The sequence below is a fragment of the Pseudactinotalea suaedae genome (genome assembly GCF_009733815.1).
In the GTDB taxonomy this organism is placed as follows: Bacteria; Actinomycetota; Actinomycetes; order Actinomycetales; family Beutenbergiaceae; genus Pseudactinotalea; species Pseudactinotalea suaedae.
The window spans coordinates 308,363-323,720 of the sequence record NZ_WNXY01000002.1; the positions used below are offsets into that span (position 1 = coordinate 308,363).

12 protein-coding genes are annotated in these 15,358 nt (G+C 71.7%); 2 read left to right on the forward strand and 10 right to left on the reverse strand.

Features of this window, described 5'->3' with window-relative positions; genetic code table 11:
- Positions 1-339: 339 nt before the first annotated feature.
- The 3 genes from GPA04_RS04820 to GPA04_RS04830 form a co-directional block, all read right to left on the reverse strand.
- Complete coding sequence (locus GPA04_RS04820; RefSeq protein WP_241680610.1) at positions 340-1,707, reverse strand: mannitol dehydrogenase family protein; 1,368 nt, start codon at positions 1,705-1,707, stop codon at positions 340-342.
- On the reverse strand, positions 1,704-3,113 hold the full coding sequence (gene uxaC, locus GPA04_RS04825) for a glucuronate isomerase (protein WP_170299342.1): 1,410 nt from the start codon (positions 3,111-3,113) through the stop codon (positions 1,704-1,706). The genes GPA04_RS04820 and uxaC overlap by 4 nt, the downstream gene beginning before the upstream one ends.
- Positions 3,114-3,194: 81 nt before the next feature.
- Positions 3,195-4,196 (reverse strand): LacI family DNA-binding transcriptional regulator, encoded by a 1,002-nt coding sequence (locus GPA04_RS04830; protein ID WP_156222919.1) that lies wholly within the window; start codon positions 4,194-4,196, stop codon positions 3,195-3,197.
- A gap of 67 nt (positions 4,197-4,263) precedes the next feature.
- Here GPA04_RS04830 and GPA04_RS04835 point away from each other — a divergent pair, with 67 nt between their 5' ends.
- Entirely contained in the window at positions 4,264-5,091 is an 828-nt protein-coding gene (locus tag GPA04_RS04835) for a sugar phosphate isomerase/epimerase family protein (RefSeq protein WP_156222921.1), read from the forward strand.
- Positions 5,088-6,107 (forward strand): Gfo/Idh/MocA family protein, encoded by a 1,020-nt coding sequence (locus GPA04_RS04840; protein WP_156222923.1) that lies wholly within the window; start codon positions 5,088-5,090, stop codon positions 6,105-6,107. The genes GPA04_RS04835 and GPA04_RS04840 overlap by 4 nt, the downstream gene beginning before the upstream one ends.
- A 6-nt stretch (positions 6,108-6,113) precedes the next feature.
- On the opposite strand, the gene GPA04_RS04845 is transcribed toward GPA04_RS04840, so the two are convergent.
- From GPA04_RS04845 to GPA04_RS04875, 7 genes are read right to left on the reverse strand one after another with little or no spacing between them, the layout of a single operon-like run.
- Positions 6,114-6,791: a vitamin K epoxide reductase family protein gene (locus GPA04_RS04845; protein ID WP_156222925.1), complete on the reverse strand. Its 678-nt coding sequence runs from the start codon at positions 6,789-6,791 to the stop codon at positions 6,114-6,116.
- A gap of 45 nt (positions 6,792-6,836) precedes the next feature.
- Positions 6,837-8,693, reverse strand: a complete 1,857-nt coding sequence (locus GPA04_RS04850; protein WP_156222927.1) for a metallophosphoesterase family protein — start codon at positions 8,691-8,693, stop codon at positions 6,837-6,839.
- Between the two features lie 14 nt (positions 8,694-8,707).
- Positions 8,708-8,971 (reverse strand): hypothetical protein, encoded by a 264-nt coding sequence (locus tag GPA04_RS04855; protein WP_156222929.1) that lies wholly within the window; start codon positions 8,969-8,971, stop codon positions 8,708-8,710.
- A gap of 2 nt (positions 8,972-8,973) precedes the next feature.
- Positions 8,974-10,470 carry a hypothetical protein gene (locus GPA04_RS04860; RefSeq protein ID WP_156222931.1) on the reverse strand — a complete coding sequence of 499 codons (1,497 nt, stop codon included), beginning with the start codon at positions 10,468-10,470 and terminating at the stop codon, positions 8,974-8,976.
- Between the two features lie 34 nt (positions 10,471-10,504).
- The gene (locus GPA04_RS04865; protein WP_156222933.1) at positions 10,505-11,227 is read right to left on the reverse strand and encodes a hypothetical protein; all 723 of its coding nucleotides are present in this window, start codon (positions 11,225-11,227) and stop codon (positions 10,505-10,507) included.
- A gap of 51 nt (positions 11,228-11,278) precedes the next feature.
- Positions 11,279-13,123, reverse strand: coding sequence for an ABC transporter ATP-binding protein (locus tag GPA04_RS04870; RefSeq protein ID WP_156222935.1), 1,845 nt, complete (start codon positions 13,121-13,123; stop codon positions 11,279-11,281).
- Positions 13,120-14,997, reverse strand: coding sequence for an ABC transporter ATP-binding protein (locus GPA04_RS04875; RefSeq protein ID WP_156222936.1), 1,878 nt, complete (start codon positions 14,995-14,997; stop codon positions 13,120-13,122). Before GPA04_RS04875 ends, GPA04_RS04870 begins: the two co-directional genes overlap by 4 nt.
- Between the last annotated feature and the right edge of the window lie 361 nt (positions 14,998-15,358).

Here is a 15,358-nt window from a genome sequence, read left to right on the forward strand (position 1 = left end):
CGGGCACAAAAAAGCCCCTCGGGCGAGGGGCGGCCGCGGCTGAGAAGTCGGTTCTCGCCGCGGCTAGATAAGGAGCAGCCTGAAGCGCATGGGGTCATCGTACTCGCGCCTGTCTCCTCTCGCGATCTCGAGGAGCCCTCCCGGGCAGGACGCGACCGTCTTGCAGCCCCGGCCTCCGCGCATTGCGGAACGCGCCTCGACGTCAGTTCCACAACGGCACGATCCGGGGGACGTGGCGGGAAGCACCCCGCTGTCACTTCTGCAACAGTGCGAGCGGCGAGCAGCCGACCGGTGGACGCCAGCTCCACCGCCCGAAGCAGCGACGCTGACGTCCGCGGATCAGGCGTGAATCGCGTCGACCTGGGTCAGCACGGCGGTCGTAAGCTCGTCGTCGCCGCCGAGGCCGAGCAGGTCGAGGACGGCGGGGACGGCGGTCGCCAGGTCACCGGAGGTCGCGGCGGCCTGGGCCTTGGCGACCGTGGCGTCGTGGATCGGCGCCCCTTCGCCGCGCAGGTGCAGCACCCAGGCGGCGAGCGTGGTGGCGCCGCCGACCGGCACGTTCCCGGCTGCCCGCTCGGCCCGCACCAGCGGCACCGTGCGGACGGGCAGCTTCTGCGAGCCGTCGTAGGCGATCTGCGCGGTCAGGTGCCGCACCCGGGCGTTGGCGTAGCGGTCCAGCAGCGCGGCCGTGTATGCGCTGATCTCCTCGTGCGGCAGCCCGAGATGCCGCTCGGCCTCCTGCCACCACTGCTCCACCCAGCCGCGGCAGGCGGGGTCGGCGATCGCGGCGTCGATCGTCGCGTGCCCGCGGATCGAGCCCGCGTACGCCAGCAGCGTGTGCGATCCGTTGAGCAGCCACAGCTTGCGCCGCTCGTGCGGCTCGACGTCCTCGACCAGTTGCGCCCCCGCGGCCTCCCACTGCGGCCGACCCGCCGGGAAGGTCCCGCTGATGACCCACTCCGAGAACGGCTCGGTGGGCACCGGCGAGGCGTCCTGCGCACCGATCGACTCGCGCACCAGAGCGCGGTCCTCGTCGGTGGTGGCCGGCGTGATGCGGTCGACCATCGAGGAGGCGAAGTCGACGTTCTGCTCGATCCACGCCACCAGCGCCGGGTCCACCGTCTCGGCCGCGCTGAGCACGACCGCGCGAACGGCGGCACCGTTGTCGGGCAGGTTGTCGCACGACATGATCGCGATCGGCCCAGCACCGGCCGCGCGGCGTGCGAGCAGGCCGGCCACGAGCTTCATCGGCGCGGTCGTGACCGCCGCCCGCGGATCGCCGGCGAGCCCCGCGACGTCGGCCGCGACGGCGCGGTCGGCGCGGTCGATCGTGCCGTCGTCGGCCCGCCGGTACCCGGCTTCCGTCACGGTCAGGCTCACGACGGCGACCGCCGGGTCCTCGAGGTAGCCCAGGTAGGCCTCGTGCTCGTCCGAGCGGTGGACGGCGGCGATCGAGCCGATCACCTCGGTCGCGTCACCCCCAGCACCCTTGGTGACGAGCGTGTACAGCCCGTCCTGGGGCGCGAGCGCCTCGGCGGCGTCGGGACGACGACCGGTGAACGCGGCGATCCCCCACGCGGCGGCGTCCGGCGCGTGATGGGTGTACCAGGCCGCGTGGGCGCGGTAGAAGTTGCCGACGCCCAGGTGGACGATCCGCACCGGGGCCGCGGCGGGCATGCCGGGCAGCGAACGAGACAGGCGGGTCACAGCTTGAACACCTTCCGGGGGTTGGTGGCGACGAGGTCGTTGATGGCGTCGAGCGCCTCGTCCATGGCCAGCGAGTGCTCGGCGACGAGCCCGGCGAGGTAGCCCGCGTCGAGGCGGCGCGACATGTCGTGGCGGGCGGGGATCGAGCAGTAGGCGCGGGTGTCGTCGATGAACCCGGACGTGCGGGAGAACCCGGCGGTCTCGGTGACCGCGGCGCGGAACCGGCGGATCGCCTCCGGGGCGTCGATGAACCACCAGGGCACGCCCACGTACACGCTCGGGTAGAACCCGGCGAGCGGGGCGACCTCGCGTGAGTACACGGTCTCGTCGATCGTGAACAGCACGAGGTTGAGGTTGGGGTGGGTGCCGTAGGCGTTGAGCAGCGGCGAGAGCGCGTGGGTGTACTCCACGGTGGTGGGGATGTCGCAGCCGACGTCGGGACCGAACCGCTCGAAGGTGGCCCGGTGGTGGTTGCGGCTGACGCCGGGGTGGATCGTCATGACGAGCCCGTCCTCGCAGGACATCCGGGCCATCTCGCTGATCATGTGACGGCGGAACGCGTCGGCCTCGGCATCGGTGGCCGAGCCCGCACGCGCGGCGGCGTACAGCCGGCCTGCCTCGCCGGCCTCGAGCACGAGGGTCTCGGCGTCGACCACGCCGTGGTCGGTGGAGACCGCGCCGTGGTCGATGAAGTAACGACGGCGGTCCTCGAGCGCCGCGATGTAGCCGGCGTAGTCGTCGACGGCGATCCCCGCCGTCTCCCCCAGTCGCGTGACCCGTTCGTTCCAGGTCGTCTCGCGCGGGTCGAGGTAGCGGTCCGGGCGGAAGGTCGGGACCACCCGGCCGGCGAAGGTCGGGTCGGCCGCGAGCGCCTCGTGGGGCGACAGGTCGTCACAGGGGTCGTCGGTGGTGGCGAGCACCTCGATGCCGAAGCTGTCGAACAGCGCGCGGGGCCGGAACTGCGGGGTGGCGATCTTCTCGGCGATCGCGTCGTAGATGGCGTCGGCGGTCTCGGCGCTGGGCCGCTCGGTGACGCCGAAGATGCCCGCGAGCTCGTCGATCAACCAGTACCGCACGGGTGTGCCGCGGTAGGCGCTCCAGTGCTCGCACAGGATGCGGAACGCACGCCGGGACGCCGCCTCGTCGAGCGGGCCCTGCCCCACCCCGAGGTCGGCGAGCGAGACGCCGTGGGCGTGCAGCATCCGGGTGACGTAGTGGTCCGGCGTGATCAGCAGCGAGGTGGGGTCGGTGAACGGGATGTCCTCGCTCAACCACTGCGGCGGCACGTGCCCGTGGGGGCTGATGATCGGCAGGTCGGCCACCGAGGTGTACAGCTCGCGCGCGACGTCGCGCATGGCCGGGTCGGTCGGCAGCAGTCGGTCGGGGTGCAGCTCCAGTGCAGGCATGGTGGTCATGCTTGGACGATTGCCTGGTGCGGCGCCACCTATTGCCAGCCCTTGCTGCGCAGCCGCCTCGTGCAGGCCGGCTCAGGCGTGCTCGGGACCCGGCCCCGTGCTCGCCCGCAGCACGAGCTTGGACGGCAGCACCACCGGCTCGGTCGAGGTGCTGCGGGCACCGCCCACGAACGCCAGCACGTGCCGCACCGCGCGGGCGCCGAGCTCGCGCTGCGGCGATGCCACGGTGGTCAGACTGGGCGAGACGATCTCGGCCGACTGGGTGTTGTCGAACCCGATCACGCTCACGTCCTCGGGGACCCGCTTGCCCATCGCCAGCACGCCCCGCATGAACCCGATCGCGATCATGTCGTTGTAGGCCACGACGGCGGAGGTCGGGTGCGCGGCCCAGGCCGCGGCCGCGCGGATGCCGCCGTTGACGGTCGGCGGCACCGGCCCGACACGGCGCACGGTCAGCCCCAGGTCGTGCCGGGCGTCGCGCAGGGCACGCCACCGGACGCCGTCGGGCCAAGCCGCCTCCGGGCCGGCGAGGTAGGTCACGTGACCGTGGCCGAGGCCGGCGAGGTGCTCGGCCGCCCGGCGCATGCCGCGCGGGTTGTCGACGACGACGCTCGGCAGGCCGCCGACCTCACGGTTGAGCACCACGGTGGGCTTGACCTTGGCGACCTGGCGCACCGCGGTGTCGGACATCCGCGGGCTCGCGAGCACCACGCCGTCGACGGCGGGGAGGATCTTGTCGAGGACCTCGCGCTCGCGACCCGCGGACTCCCGGGTGTCCGCGAGGACCATCGCGTAGCCGGCCTCGGCGGCCGCTTCCTCGGCACCGCGGACCAGCTCGGCGAACACCGGGTTGGCGATGTCGGCGAGCAGCACCGCGATCATCGAGGTGGTGCGCGTGGACAGGGCGCGTGCCTGCGGGTTGGCCCGGTACCCCAGCTCGGCGGCCACCTCGCGGATCCGCTCCGCGGTCTCGGCGTTGACGCGTCCGGGCCGCGAGAACGCGCGGGAGACGGTCGACGGTGCCACCCCTGCAGCACGTGCGACGTCGTAGATCGTCGTGGGCCGCTCTGCCATGATCGGCGACGCTACAACACGCGGCAACCGATTGCCATTCGACCTTGGGATCGATTGGATCGTGGGCATGTGGACGCTGAGCGGTTTCGCTGACGAGATCGGACCGGACCTGAACGACCAGCTCGAGGTGGTCGTCGATCTGGGCCTGAGCTACATCGAGCTGCGCAGCGTCTGGGACGTCAACGTCCTCGACCTCAGCGACGCCCAGCGCGCGGAGGTCGCTGCCGCCCTCGCGGACCGCGGCATCCGCGTCTCCTCGATCGGTTCGCCCATCGGCAAGATCGCGATCACCGACGACTTCGCGCCCCACCTGGACCGGATGCGCCACTGCGTGGAGGTGGCCCAGGAGTTCGAGGCGCCGTACATCAGGCTGTTCAGCTTCTTCATGCCTGCGGGCGGCAACCCCGCCGACCACCGCGACGAGGTGATGCGTCGCATGTCCGCGCTCGCCGAGATCGGCGGCGCCGCCGGCATCGCGATGGTGCACGAGAACGAGAAGGAGATCTACGGGGACATCCCGGCTCGCTGCCTCGACATCGTCCAGACCGTCGACAACGAGCACCTGCAGATCGCCTGGGACGCCGCGAACTTCGTGCAGTGCGGCGTGCGGCCGTTCAGCCAGGGCTACACGATGCTGCGCCCGCACCTGACCTACGTGCAGATCAAGGACGCGCTGCTGGCCGAGGGCACCGTGGTGCCCGCAGGCGCGGGCGACGGCGAGGTCCGCGAGACGATCCGCGCGCTCCGTGAGGACGGCTTCGACGGCTTCTTCTCCCTCGAGCCGCACCTGGCCGCTGCCGGTCCGTTCGGCGGGTTCTCCGGCCCGGATCTGTGGCGGACGGCGCACGAGGCGTTCACGCGCATCCTCACCGAGGAGGGCATCGCGTTCGCATGAGCACCACGACACGCCGGGCCGTCATCGTCGGCGCCGGTGACATCGCACGCGTCCATCTCGCCGCCCTCACCGCCCTCGGCGTCGAGGTGGCCGCCGTCGTCGACCCGGACGAGCAGCGGGCGGTCGAGCGCGCGGCCACCGCCGGCGCGCACGGCAGCAGCGACCTCGAGGCGGTGCTCGCTGCCGGCGACATCGACGTGGTGCACGTGTGCACACCGCACGACCAGCACGCGCCGGTGGCCCTGGCCGCGTTGGCCGCGGGTGTGAACGTGCTGCTCGAGAAGCCGCTGGCGCACACGCTCGCCGACGCGCAGCAGATCGCTGCCGCGGCCGAGGCAGCGTCGGTCAAGGTCGGCGTCTGCTTCCAGAACCGCTACAACCCGACGTCGCAGGCGATGAGAGCGGCGCTGGCCGGCGGCAGCCTCGGACCGATCCTCGCGGCCTCGGCCACCGTCCCGTGGTCGCGGACCGGGGCCTACTACGCCGCCAAGCCGTGGGCCGGCCAGTCCGTGCGCTCGGGCGGCGGCGCGCTCATCAACCAGTCGATCCACACGATCGACCTCGTGCAGTGGCTCGTCGGCCCCGTCAGCGAGATCTCCGGCCGCGCCTTCCAGCTCGAGGCGATCCCGGGTGTCGACGTCGAGGACACGGCCACGCTGGTGATGACCCACAACCCCGCGGGTCAGCCCCCGGTCCGCAGCACCATGTGGGTGACCAACACCAACGCGATCAACGCACCGGTCACCATCGACGTGCAGTGCGAGAACGGCAGCCTGTCGCTGCGCGGGAACCTCACGATCGCCGAGGCGGACGGCACCACCACGGTGGTCTCCGACGACCGCCCGGACTCGGACACGCCGTCGTACTGGGGGCTCTCCCACCAGGCGCTGATCGCCGACTTCTACGCGCAGCTGGACCGCCCGGAGCCGTTCTGGATCGCACCGGTCGACGCGCTCCCGGCGCAGCAGATCCTCAGCCAGGTGTACCAGCAGTCGGGTCTGTACACCTCCGGCTGAGCCGGCTCAGAGCAGCGTGCTCCACTGCTCGGCGAGCGCGATCAGCGCCACCGCCACGACCACCAGCCACCACAGCGCCGTCAGCACCCAGCGGTACTGCACGAGCAACGACCGCACTCCCCCGCCCACCGGCAGCGCGCCGTTCTGGGTGCTGCGCGCGAGCGTGTGCACGAACAGCGGGATCATCACCGCCCAGACCAGCGCGCACCAGGGGCAGATGGCGCGGATCGAGAACAGCGCCTGGTACTGCAGCCAGGTCACGAACCCGATGCCGAACAGGGTGCCGATGAGCAGCCCGCGCCAGTACCAGACGGGCAGCCGCTGACCTGCGAGCAGCAGCACCCCGGTGACGACCACCACCGGGAACGCGACCATCCCGATGACCACGTTCGGGAACCCGAACGCCTGCGACTGCGGCGATCCCAGGAAGGCACCGCACGTCAGGAACGGGTTGATGTCGCAGACCGGCGTGTACTCCGGGTCCTTGAGGATGTGGATGTACTCGATGTTGAGCATGGCGGCCGCGATCACGCCGGCGATGCCCGTGATCACCAGGAGCAGCGCGAACCCGCGCCCGGCACCACCCGCCCGCTCGTGCTCGCTCCCGGCCGACCTGTCGAGGGTCGACGGCGGACCGGCCTCGACGTCGTCGAGGTCAGGGTCCTCGCGGGTGCTCGCGCTCACTCAGGTCTCCTCATGCGTGCGGTCCGGTGGCCAGGATAGGTCCGGTCAGCCCTCGTCGTCGCCGCTGCCGTCCGTGGCCGCCTGCCCCGGGACGTCCCACGGGCCCTCGCCGGCGGGCGGCACCGGCAGGTCCAGCGGCACCTCCGATCGCGGCGGGAAGGCCTGCCACGGACCGATGGTCGCGCTGCGGTCGACGCCGAACGTGATCAGCCGGAAGTCCATCGGGACCCCGTTGGCGCGGTCCCAGCGGATGATCGTCATCGTCGCGGTGTTCTGCAGCGGACCGATCGTCGGGGTGTCCTTGGTGGCGCCCGCGGTGCTGGCGCTCAGGTACTGGAGCCCGAGCCCCGCCTGCCACGGCCCGATGCGGCGGTGCAGGTGCCCGTTGAGCGTGAACCCGACGCAACCCGAGGTCAGCCCGGGCCGGGCGGCGCGCATGTTGTGGACGAGGAGGATGTCGATCGGGTCGCCCGACTCGGCCGCCTCGCACGCGATCTCGTCGAGCCGTTGCCCCATCTCCTCGAACGTCTCGTCGCGCTGCGGATGGGTCGGGGCGCCGAGCGAGGTCAGCATCGGGTCGCGGTCGCCGAGGATCCTCAGCCCGGCGACCTCCACGGTCTCGCCGCGCAGCACCACCCAGCCGCGGGCCTCTTCCTGACCGGCGGTGGTCTCGGAGTCGTGGTTGCCGTCGGAGACCACCACCGGGACACCGGAGGGGATCGCGTCGGCGAAGGCGTTGACGCACACCGACTCCACCGAGGTGCCGCCCATGACCGTGTCACCGGCGTTGAGCACCACGTCGGCCTCGGAGAGCTCGACGACGGCGCCCACCACCGGGGCCATGCCCACGTTGCAGTGCAGGTCGGTGACCATCGCGATCGTCACCGGGTCCGGCTCGGCGAGCGGGGTCGCCTCCTCGGTCGCGTCCTCGGTGGCGTCCTCGGTCCCCTCATCGGTGGCGTCGCCCGCCGGGTCCTCGGTGGTGGCGGCGTCGGTCGGGTCCTCGGTGGCTGCGTCGGTCGGCTCCTGCGTCGCCTCCGCGGTGCTCTCGACCGTGCTGGGGTCGATCGTGGGCACCATCGCGGGCTCGTCCTGCGGTGCCAGCGGCTCGGGGTCGGCGGCGTAGGCGGTGCGCAGGTTGGTCTCGACCTCGACGTAGAACTCCTCGTTCTCCCGGATGGCGTCGACGACGTATCCCCCGTAGAAGTCGACGAGTCCGCCGAGCCGCCCGGTGATGCGGGCGTCGGCCAGCGGTGTCGCGGCCAGCACCTCGGACGTGCGACCCACGCCGCCCGATCCCCGGGTGGCAGTGACGATCACCGGCACCAGCAGCGCGAGCGTGACGCCGATCGCCATGGCGGGCACGCCCTGCTGCTTCCAGGCGCTGCGCGCGGCCTGGCGCAGCACGCCGTGCGAGGCCAGCCGGCCGAGTGCGATCATCGCCAGCGCGATCGACCATGCCAGGACCGTGCGTCCGACGGCGTCGCGCACCACGCCGTTGGCCGCGTCCCGGATCGCGGCCTCGGGGTTGGCCAGGAACTGGCTGTAGCTCGACAGGTCACCGGTCAGCCCGGCGATCGGGTTGGCGCCGCCGGCGTCCAGCTCGATCGGGATCTCCTTGACCACGACGTCCACGCCGAGACCGAGCGGCAGCGGCGAGTCGATGATCAACGCCCCGAGCGGACCCATGTCGACGGTGATCTCGGAGTCCAGCGTCGTGGAGTACTGCGCGACGTGGGGGCCGACCGACCCGGTGAACTGCGCCGTCGTGACCCCGAAGACCGCGGCGAGAACACCCACGCCCAGGACCGTGAGCGCGGTGCGGACAGCACGGCGGAACCCCGTGGTGCGCTGGTGCCACCACTCCCAGCGGTGGCGTGCGGACGCCGTCTCCTCGGGCATCGGTTCCGCGGGGCTCACTGGTAGGAGACGAAGTCGGGGACCGGGTCCACGGTGGCGTAGGTCTGCTCCGGGGTGAGCATCGGCTGGTCCTCGTCGACGAAGTTCTTCCAGCCCCAGCGGATGCCCTCGGGGGCACCCTCGTGCAGGGCCTGCCAGGTGGCCTGCTTGGCGCCCTGCGAGCCGAGGCCGTCGGCGTGGATCAGCAGCGCGACCTCGCTCCGGCTCATGTCGATGTCCTGCCGGTCGGTGATCATGCGCAGCTGGAACTGGTGCAGCACGATCAGCTTCTGCGGCAGGTTGCGCCCTGCACGAAGTCCGCGAGGTAGGTGATCACCTCGTTGACCTCGGCGGCCGTGACCGAGCCGATCTGCTGCAGGTGCTGCTGGTCCGGCTGCAGCCGCCACTCGGGGTCGAGCGCGATCCCGACGTGCGGGTGGGCGAGCAGGTCCTCGTACTGCCGGACCTGCTCGAGGAAGGTGCTGCGACCCGGCTGGAAGTCGATCACCACGTACTGCCCGGCCTCGGCAGCGGCCTCGATCAGCGGAAGGAACGTGTCCGACGACCACTCGTTGGAGTAGTTGCCGTCGTCGCCCGCGCTGTTGCTGGCGACCGTGACGATGATCTCGAGCGCCGGCACGACGGAGTCCTGCGTGAACGGGCTGTACAGCCGAGCGAACTGCGCGGCTCGGGCGATCGTCTCCGGGACGGCCTGCTCCCCGAGCAGCCCCAGGGCAGCGGTGACGGGGCTGCCGTAGAGCGCGATGTAGCGCTTGCTGTCGAACACGAGCTGGCCACCGCCGGGAAGCTGGGCGCCGGTCTGCGCGGTGGCGGCACGCCACCCGAACTCGGCCTCGGTGCCCATCCCGGCGCCCAGCCCGACGACCGTGGCCGGCTGCTGCTCGGCCAGCGTCGCGATCGCCGTCTCGTCGCCGCGGACGTCACCGGAGACCCGGATCACCTGCGCTCCCAGCCCGAGCGCGGTGCCCAGGCCCGCGAGCTGGCCTGGGTCGCCGTCGGCGAGCACGGCGCTGGAGGTGACCGGAACAGCCGGCGCCAGGGCGGGCAGCTCGCCGACCGGCTGCGGCTCCTCGTCCTGGGTGGTGGCCTCGCCCGAGGTGATCGCCTCGCTCGAAGGGGAGCTCTGGTCGGCCGGGTTCGCCGGTGCGAACACCTGGCCGGGCTCGAGCGCCAGCAGCGTCCCGATGTCGTCCGAGCCCTCCTCGAGCGGCGGGATCTCGACGGCGGTGAGCGAGAGCCCGAAGATCGCACCGAGCTCGTCGACGTCCTGGGGCGCGGGCGCCACGATCAGCGAGGTGGTGTCGACCTCGCTGATGTCGACGCCACCGACGGTGACCACGCCGACGACGCCCAGGCGCAGCAGCTCGGTGTCGAGGGCGCCGGGCGGAGCCTCGCTCAGCAGCACCGGGGCCCCGGTGGCCGCACCGATCGACGCCGCCCGCAGCACCGCGTCCCGGTCGCCCTGGGGCGCGAGGATGGCCACCTGCGCACCGGTGAGGTAGGTGCGGCTGACGCCGACGGCAACCTCCGCGGGGTCGGTGGCGGCCAGCAGCGTGTGGGCTGCGGCGGGGTCGTGGGCCTCCGAGACCGGGCGCGGCTCGTCCTCGGGCTCCTCGGACGTGCTCGAGGAGACCGGGTCCGGCTCCTCGGTGTCGAGATCGACGTTGCCGGAGCAGGCCGCCAGCACGAGCAGCAGGAACGCCGCGACGGCGGCCACCCCACGGGAACGCAGCCGCGAAGGCACCCCGGAAGCAGACATCGATCCACTCTAACCGCGCAGACCTCGGGGGTGACTACTCCGACCGCGGTTCGGGCGCGGGCCGGCCTGCGGGTGGTGGCGCGGGGGCTGCGGGGGGCTGCGCGGGCGCCGGTTGCTGGGTCTCGCTCGACCGGGGCTCGGTGCCACCCGGCGGCGGCTCGGTCACGCCCGGCTGCGGCTCGGCCCCGCTCTGCTGGGACTGCGCGCGTTCGTGCGCGAGCCGCTTCGCGCGCTCCCCCGCCTCCTCGATCGTGTGGCGGGTGTGCCGGGACCGGCGCCGGATCACCAGCACCGCGGCGAGCACGAGGACCACCAGGGCGACCCCGACCACCGTTGCACCCCGGAAACCCGGCGCGGCGATCGCGAGCACCGAGCGGGCGTCGCTGCTGCCGAGGGCGATGGCGATCGTCAAGACGTTGGGCAGCAGGAGCAGCAGGGCGATGACGATCAGCGCGATCCGCACCTTCGAGGTCAGGCCGCTGCGGAAGGCCAGCAGCCCCACGCCCAGCGGGAGCAGCGTGAACACCGCTCCGATTTCGAGGCCGAGCGGCACACCGCGGCCGGGCACGCCTTGCACCCAGCTGCCGACCTGGGTGGCCCACCAGCCGGGCAGCACAGCCACCCCGAGGACGACGAGCACGACGACCGCGAGCCCGGCACCCACCCAGACCGCGACGTTGTGCAACCATGCCGGCGGCGCGCTGCTGTTCCGCTCGGCGCGGGGCGCACGGCCGTCACCGGCTCGGTTCGGACGCATCGGTACCTCCTCGGGGCAATGCAACCACGAGTCCCGACGGCGGGGACGCGCTCAGACGAGCGATTCGCGCCAGGCCGCGTGCAGCGCCGAGAACCGTCCGTCTCCGGCGATCAGGTCCTCCGGGGTGCCGTCCTCGACCACGCGGCCATCGGCCATCACGAGCACGCGGTCGGCGATCGCGACCGTGGACAGGCGGTGGGCGATGATCAGCGCGGTGCGGTCGTTCAGCAGCGACTCCAGGCCGCGCTGCACGAGCCGTTCGCCGGGGATGTCGAGCGAGCTGGTCGCCTCGTCGAGGATCAGCACCGCCGGGTCCGCGAGGAAGGCGCGCGCGAACGAGATCAGCTGCCGCTGCCCCGCCGAGACGCGACCGCCGCGCTTGTTGACGTCGGTGTCGTAGCCGTCCGGGAGCTGCTCGATGAACTCGTGCGCACCGACAGCCTGCGCGGCGCGCACGATCTCCGCATCGCTCGCGTCCGGCCGACCGAGCGCGATGTTGTCGCGGACGGTGCCACTGAACAGGTAGGCCTCCTGCGTGACCATGACGATGGCTCGGCGCAGGTCCTTGCGGGACAGGTCGCGCAGATCGACCCCGTCGAGCCGGACCGCACCGTCGGTGACGTCGTAGAACCGTGCGATCAGCTTGGCGAGCGTCGACTTGCCCGCACCCGTCGAGCCCACGAGCGCGACAGTCTGGCCGGCCGGGACGTGCAGGTCGAACGAGGGCAGCACCACATCGCCCGACGCGTAGCCGAAGGTGACGTTCTCGAACTCGAGGTCACCCTTGGCGTGCGGCAGCGGTACCGGGTTGTCCGCGTTCCGCACGGTCGGCTGCTCCTCGAGCAGCCCGGAGATCTTCTCGAGCGCCGCGGATGCGGACTGGAAGGAGTTGTAGACGCCCGCCATCTGCTGCACCGGCTGGAAGAACCGCTTGGTGTACAGCAGGGTCGCGACGAGCACGCCCACCTCGAGATCGCCCTGCAGCACGCGGTAGCCGCCGATCGTGAGCGCCAGGGCGACCGTCAGGTTGCCGATCAGCTGCAGCGAGGGGTCGAAGATGCCGTTCAGGTTGAACGACCTCATGTTGTTGCGCCGGTAGTCCTCGGCGAGCTCGCTGTACTTGGCGTTGTTGTCGGACTCGCGACGGAACGCTTGGACGGCGCGCATGCCGGTCATGTTCTCGACGAAGTTGACGATCAGCCGAGCGGAGGCGACCCGTGACTCGCGGTACAGGATGCGGGAGCGGGTCGCGAACCAGCGCACGACAAGGAGCACCGGCACCACCGCGACCGCCAGCACCAGCCCGGTCTGCCAGTCGAGCAGGAACAGCGAGAGACCGGTGAACAGCATGAAGAGCATGCCGGAGGCCAGCGACGTGATGCCGTTGTCGAGGAGCTCGCGCAGGGCCTCCAGGTCGGAGGTCTGGCGGGCGATGATCCGGCCCGAGGTGTACTTCTCGTGGAACTCCAGCGACAGCCGCTGGGTCTGGGCGAACACCCGCTGCCGCAGGTCCAGCAGCACCGCCTGGCTGACGCGCGCGGCCAGCCGGATGAAGGCCGCCGAACCGGCGCCGGCCAGGATCGCCGCCAGCAGGTAGGCACCGCCGATGAAGGCGACCGTGGACCAGTTCCCCTCCTGGGCGTCGGGCAGGCCGCGGTCGATCGCCATCGCGATGATCGCCGGTCCGGCCACCCTGGAGGCCTGCGCCACCACGACCAGCACCACCGTGGCCCAGAACAGGGCGCGCTCGGGTCGGAGCAGGTCGAGCAGGAGACGCCGGGAACGCCTCCGGACCGCCGTCGAGGTGTCGCGGTCGAGGTTGATGTTCTCCTCGTCGCCGACGCCGATCGGCGTGGCGCTGCGTGCGGCCGCCGGGCCGCCTGAACTCGTGCTCATACTCGCAGTCCTCGTGCGCGGTCGAACTCCTCGTCCTCGATGAGGCTCGAGATGACGAAGCGGTAGTGGAGGTGGTCGACCAGCAGCTCCGAGTGCGGCCCGACGCCGGTGACGCGGCCGTCCTGGAGCACCGCCACCCGGTCGGCGAGCGCCACGGTCGAGGGCCGGTGGGCCACGACGATCACGGTGGTGTCCGAGAGCTCGGCGCGCAGCCGCGCCGTGACGGCCTCCTCGGTCTCGACGTCGAGCGCCGAGAGCGGGTCGTCCAGCACCAGCACCCGCGGGCGAGCGGCGACCGCTCGTGCCAGTGCGAGGCGCTGCCGCTGACCGCCGGACAGGCTCAGCCCCTCCTCGCCGATGGTCGTGTCGATGCCGTAGGGCAGCTTGTGCACGAAGCTGGCCTGGGCGATCTCGAGGGCTCGGTGCAGGTCGTCGTCGGTCCGGGCCTCCGGAGGCGCGCCGAGCAGCACGTTCTCCCGCACCGTGGCCGAGAACAGCGTGGCGTCCTCGAACGCGATCGCCACCTGCGTGCGCAGGTACTCCCGGGTCATGGCGCGGATGTCGACGCCGTCGAGCAGGACAGCACCGGAGGTGACGTCGAAGAGCCGAGGGACGAGCGCCGCCATCGTGGTCTTGCCCGAGCCGGTGAGCCCGACCAGCGCCATCGTCTCGCCGGGCCGGATCGTCAGATCCACACCGGTCAGGACCTCTTCGCGCGGTGCCTCGTGCGGTACGTGCGTCGGGGCCGGGACAAGGTCGATGGGCGGCGCGTCCGGGTAGTGGAACCGCACCGCCTCGAAGCGAACCTCACCGCGGACCTCGTCCAGATGGACAGGCTTCTCGGGGTCGGCCACGGTGTTCTCGCTGTCGAGGACCTCGAAGTAGCGGTCGACCGAGGTCTTGGCCGTCAGGCTCATCGAGAGCAGCTGGCCGAGCTGCTCGACCGGGCCGTTGATGACCGCGGCGGTCGCGAAGAACGCGCCCAGGGCACCGATCGTGAGGTCGCCCTGCGTCACGAGCCACACGCCCCAGACCACGCAGCCACCGAGAACGGCTTCCGGGATCGTGATGATCGAGAACGTGAAGGCCGACATCTGCCGCGCCTTGTTCATCTCGGTGTTGCGCAGCTCCCCGGCCTGCGAGGCGAAGCTCTGGTACGCCTCCGGGCCGCGGCCGAACGCCTTGAGCACGCGGATGCCGTGCACCGACTCCTCGACGGTGGTGGCGAGGTCGCCGGCCTGGTCCTGGGACAGCCGGGCGATCCGCCGGAACCGGCGGGAGAACCGGAAGCTGAGGATCGCCATCGGGACGGCACCCAGGAGATAGACCCAGCCCAGGGGTCCCGCGGTGCGGATCATCAGCGCGATGCCGACGCCCACGGTGGCGAAGTTGACGACCAGCATCACGATGCCGAACGCCATCCAGCGCCGGAGCATGTTGAGATCGGTCATCGCTCGCGAGAGCAGCTGACCGCCCGGCCACTGGTCGTGGAACGCCAGCGGCAGGTCCTGCAGGTGCTTGAAGAGCGTGGTCCGCATGCTCCACTCGACGTGCGTCGTCGGGGTGAGGATCAGCCGGCGACGCATGAAGACGAAGAACACCTCCAGCAGCCCCAGTCCCAGGACGGCTGCGACCGCCAACCACAGGCCACGGGTGTCGCCGCTGGTCGCCGCACCCGCGAGCGGGCCGTCGACCAGCGCCTCCAGCACCTGCGGGATCGCCAGCGCGCACAGGCCTGCGCCGAGCGCGCACAGCATCCCCATGCTGATCCGTGGCAGAGCCGGCCTCACGAACGGCAGCAGCCGCAGCAAGGTGGCAACCGTCGTGGTGTCTGCTGGCTTCCGCTGTGCGGGCGCCGTCGCGGACACGAGCATCCCTCCCCAGTGCACCGGCTGGCTCGCCGCTTTTGCGAATCGTTTCGACCAAGCCGGTGTGACCAGTCTACCCCTCTCGGGAAGCGGTATCCCGCGTCCCGCATGGTGGACGCACGAACGCCTCGGCGTTGGGCGGGGCGCTTGCCGACCCACGATCACGACCGCCGTGGGGTGTCCACCGTTGGTCGTCCTCCGATGCCTGCCGCGGCGCTGACCAGCGATGTCCCAGAGCCCACGCGCGCTGACCAGTGGTGAGTTAGCGCCTACACCCCCTGACCAGCGGTGACCTAGAGCCCACACCCGCTGACCAGCGGTGACCTAGAGCCCACGCGGCGCCCCTCCGTGGGCGCTATCTCACCGC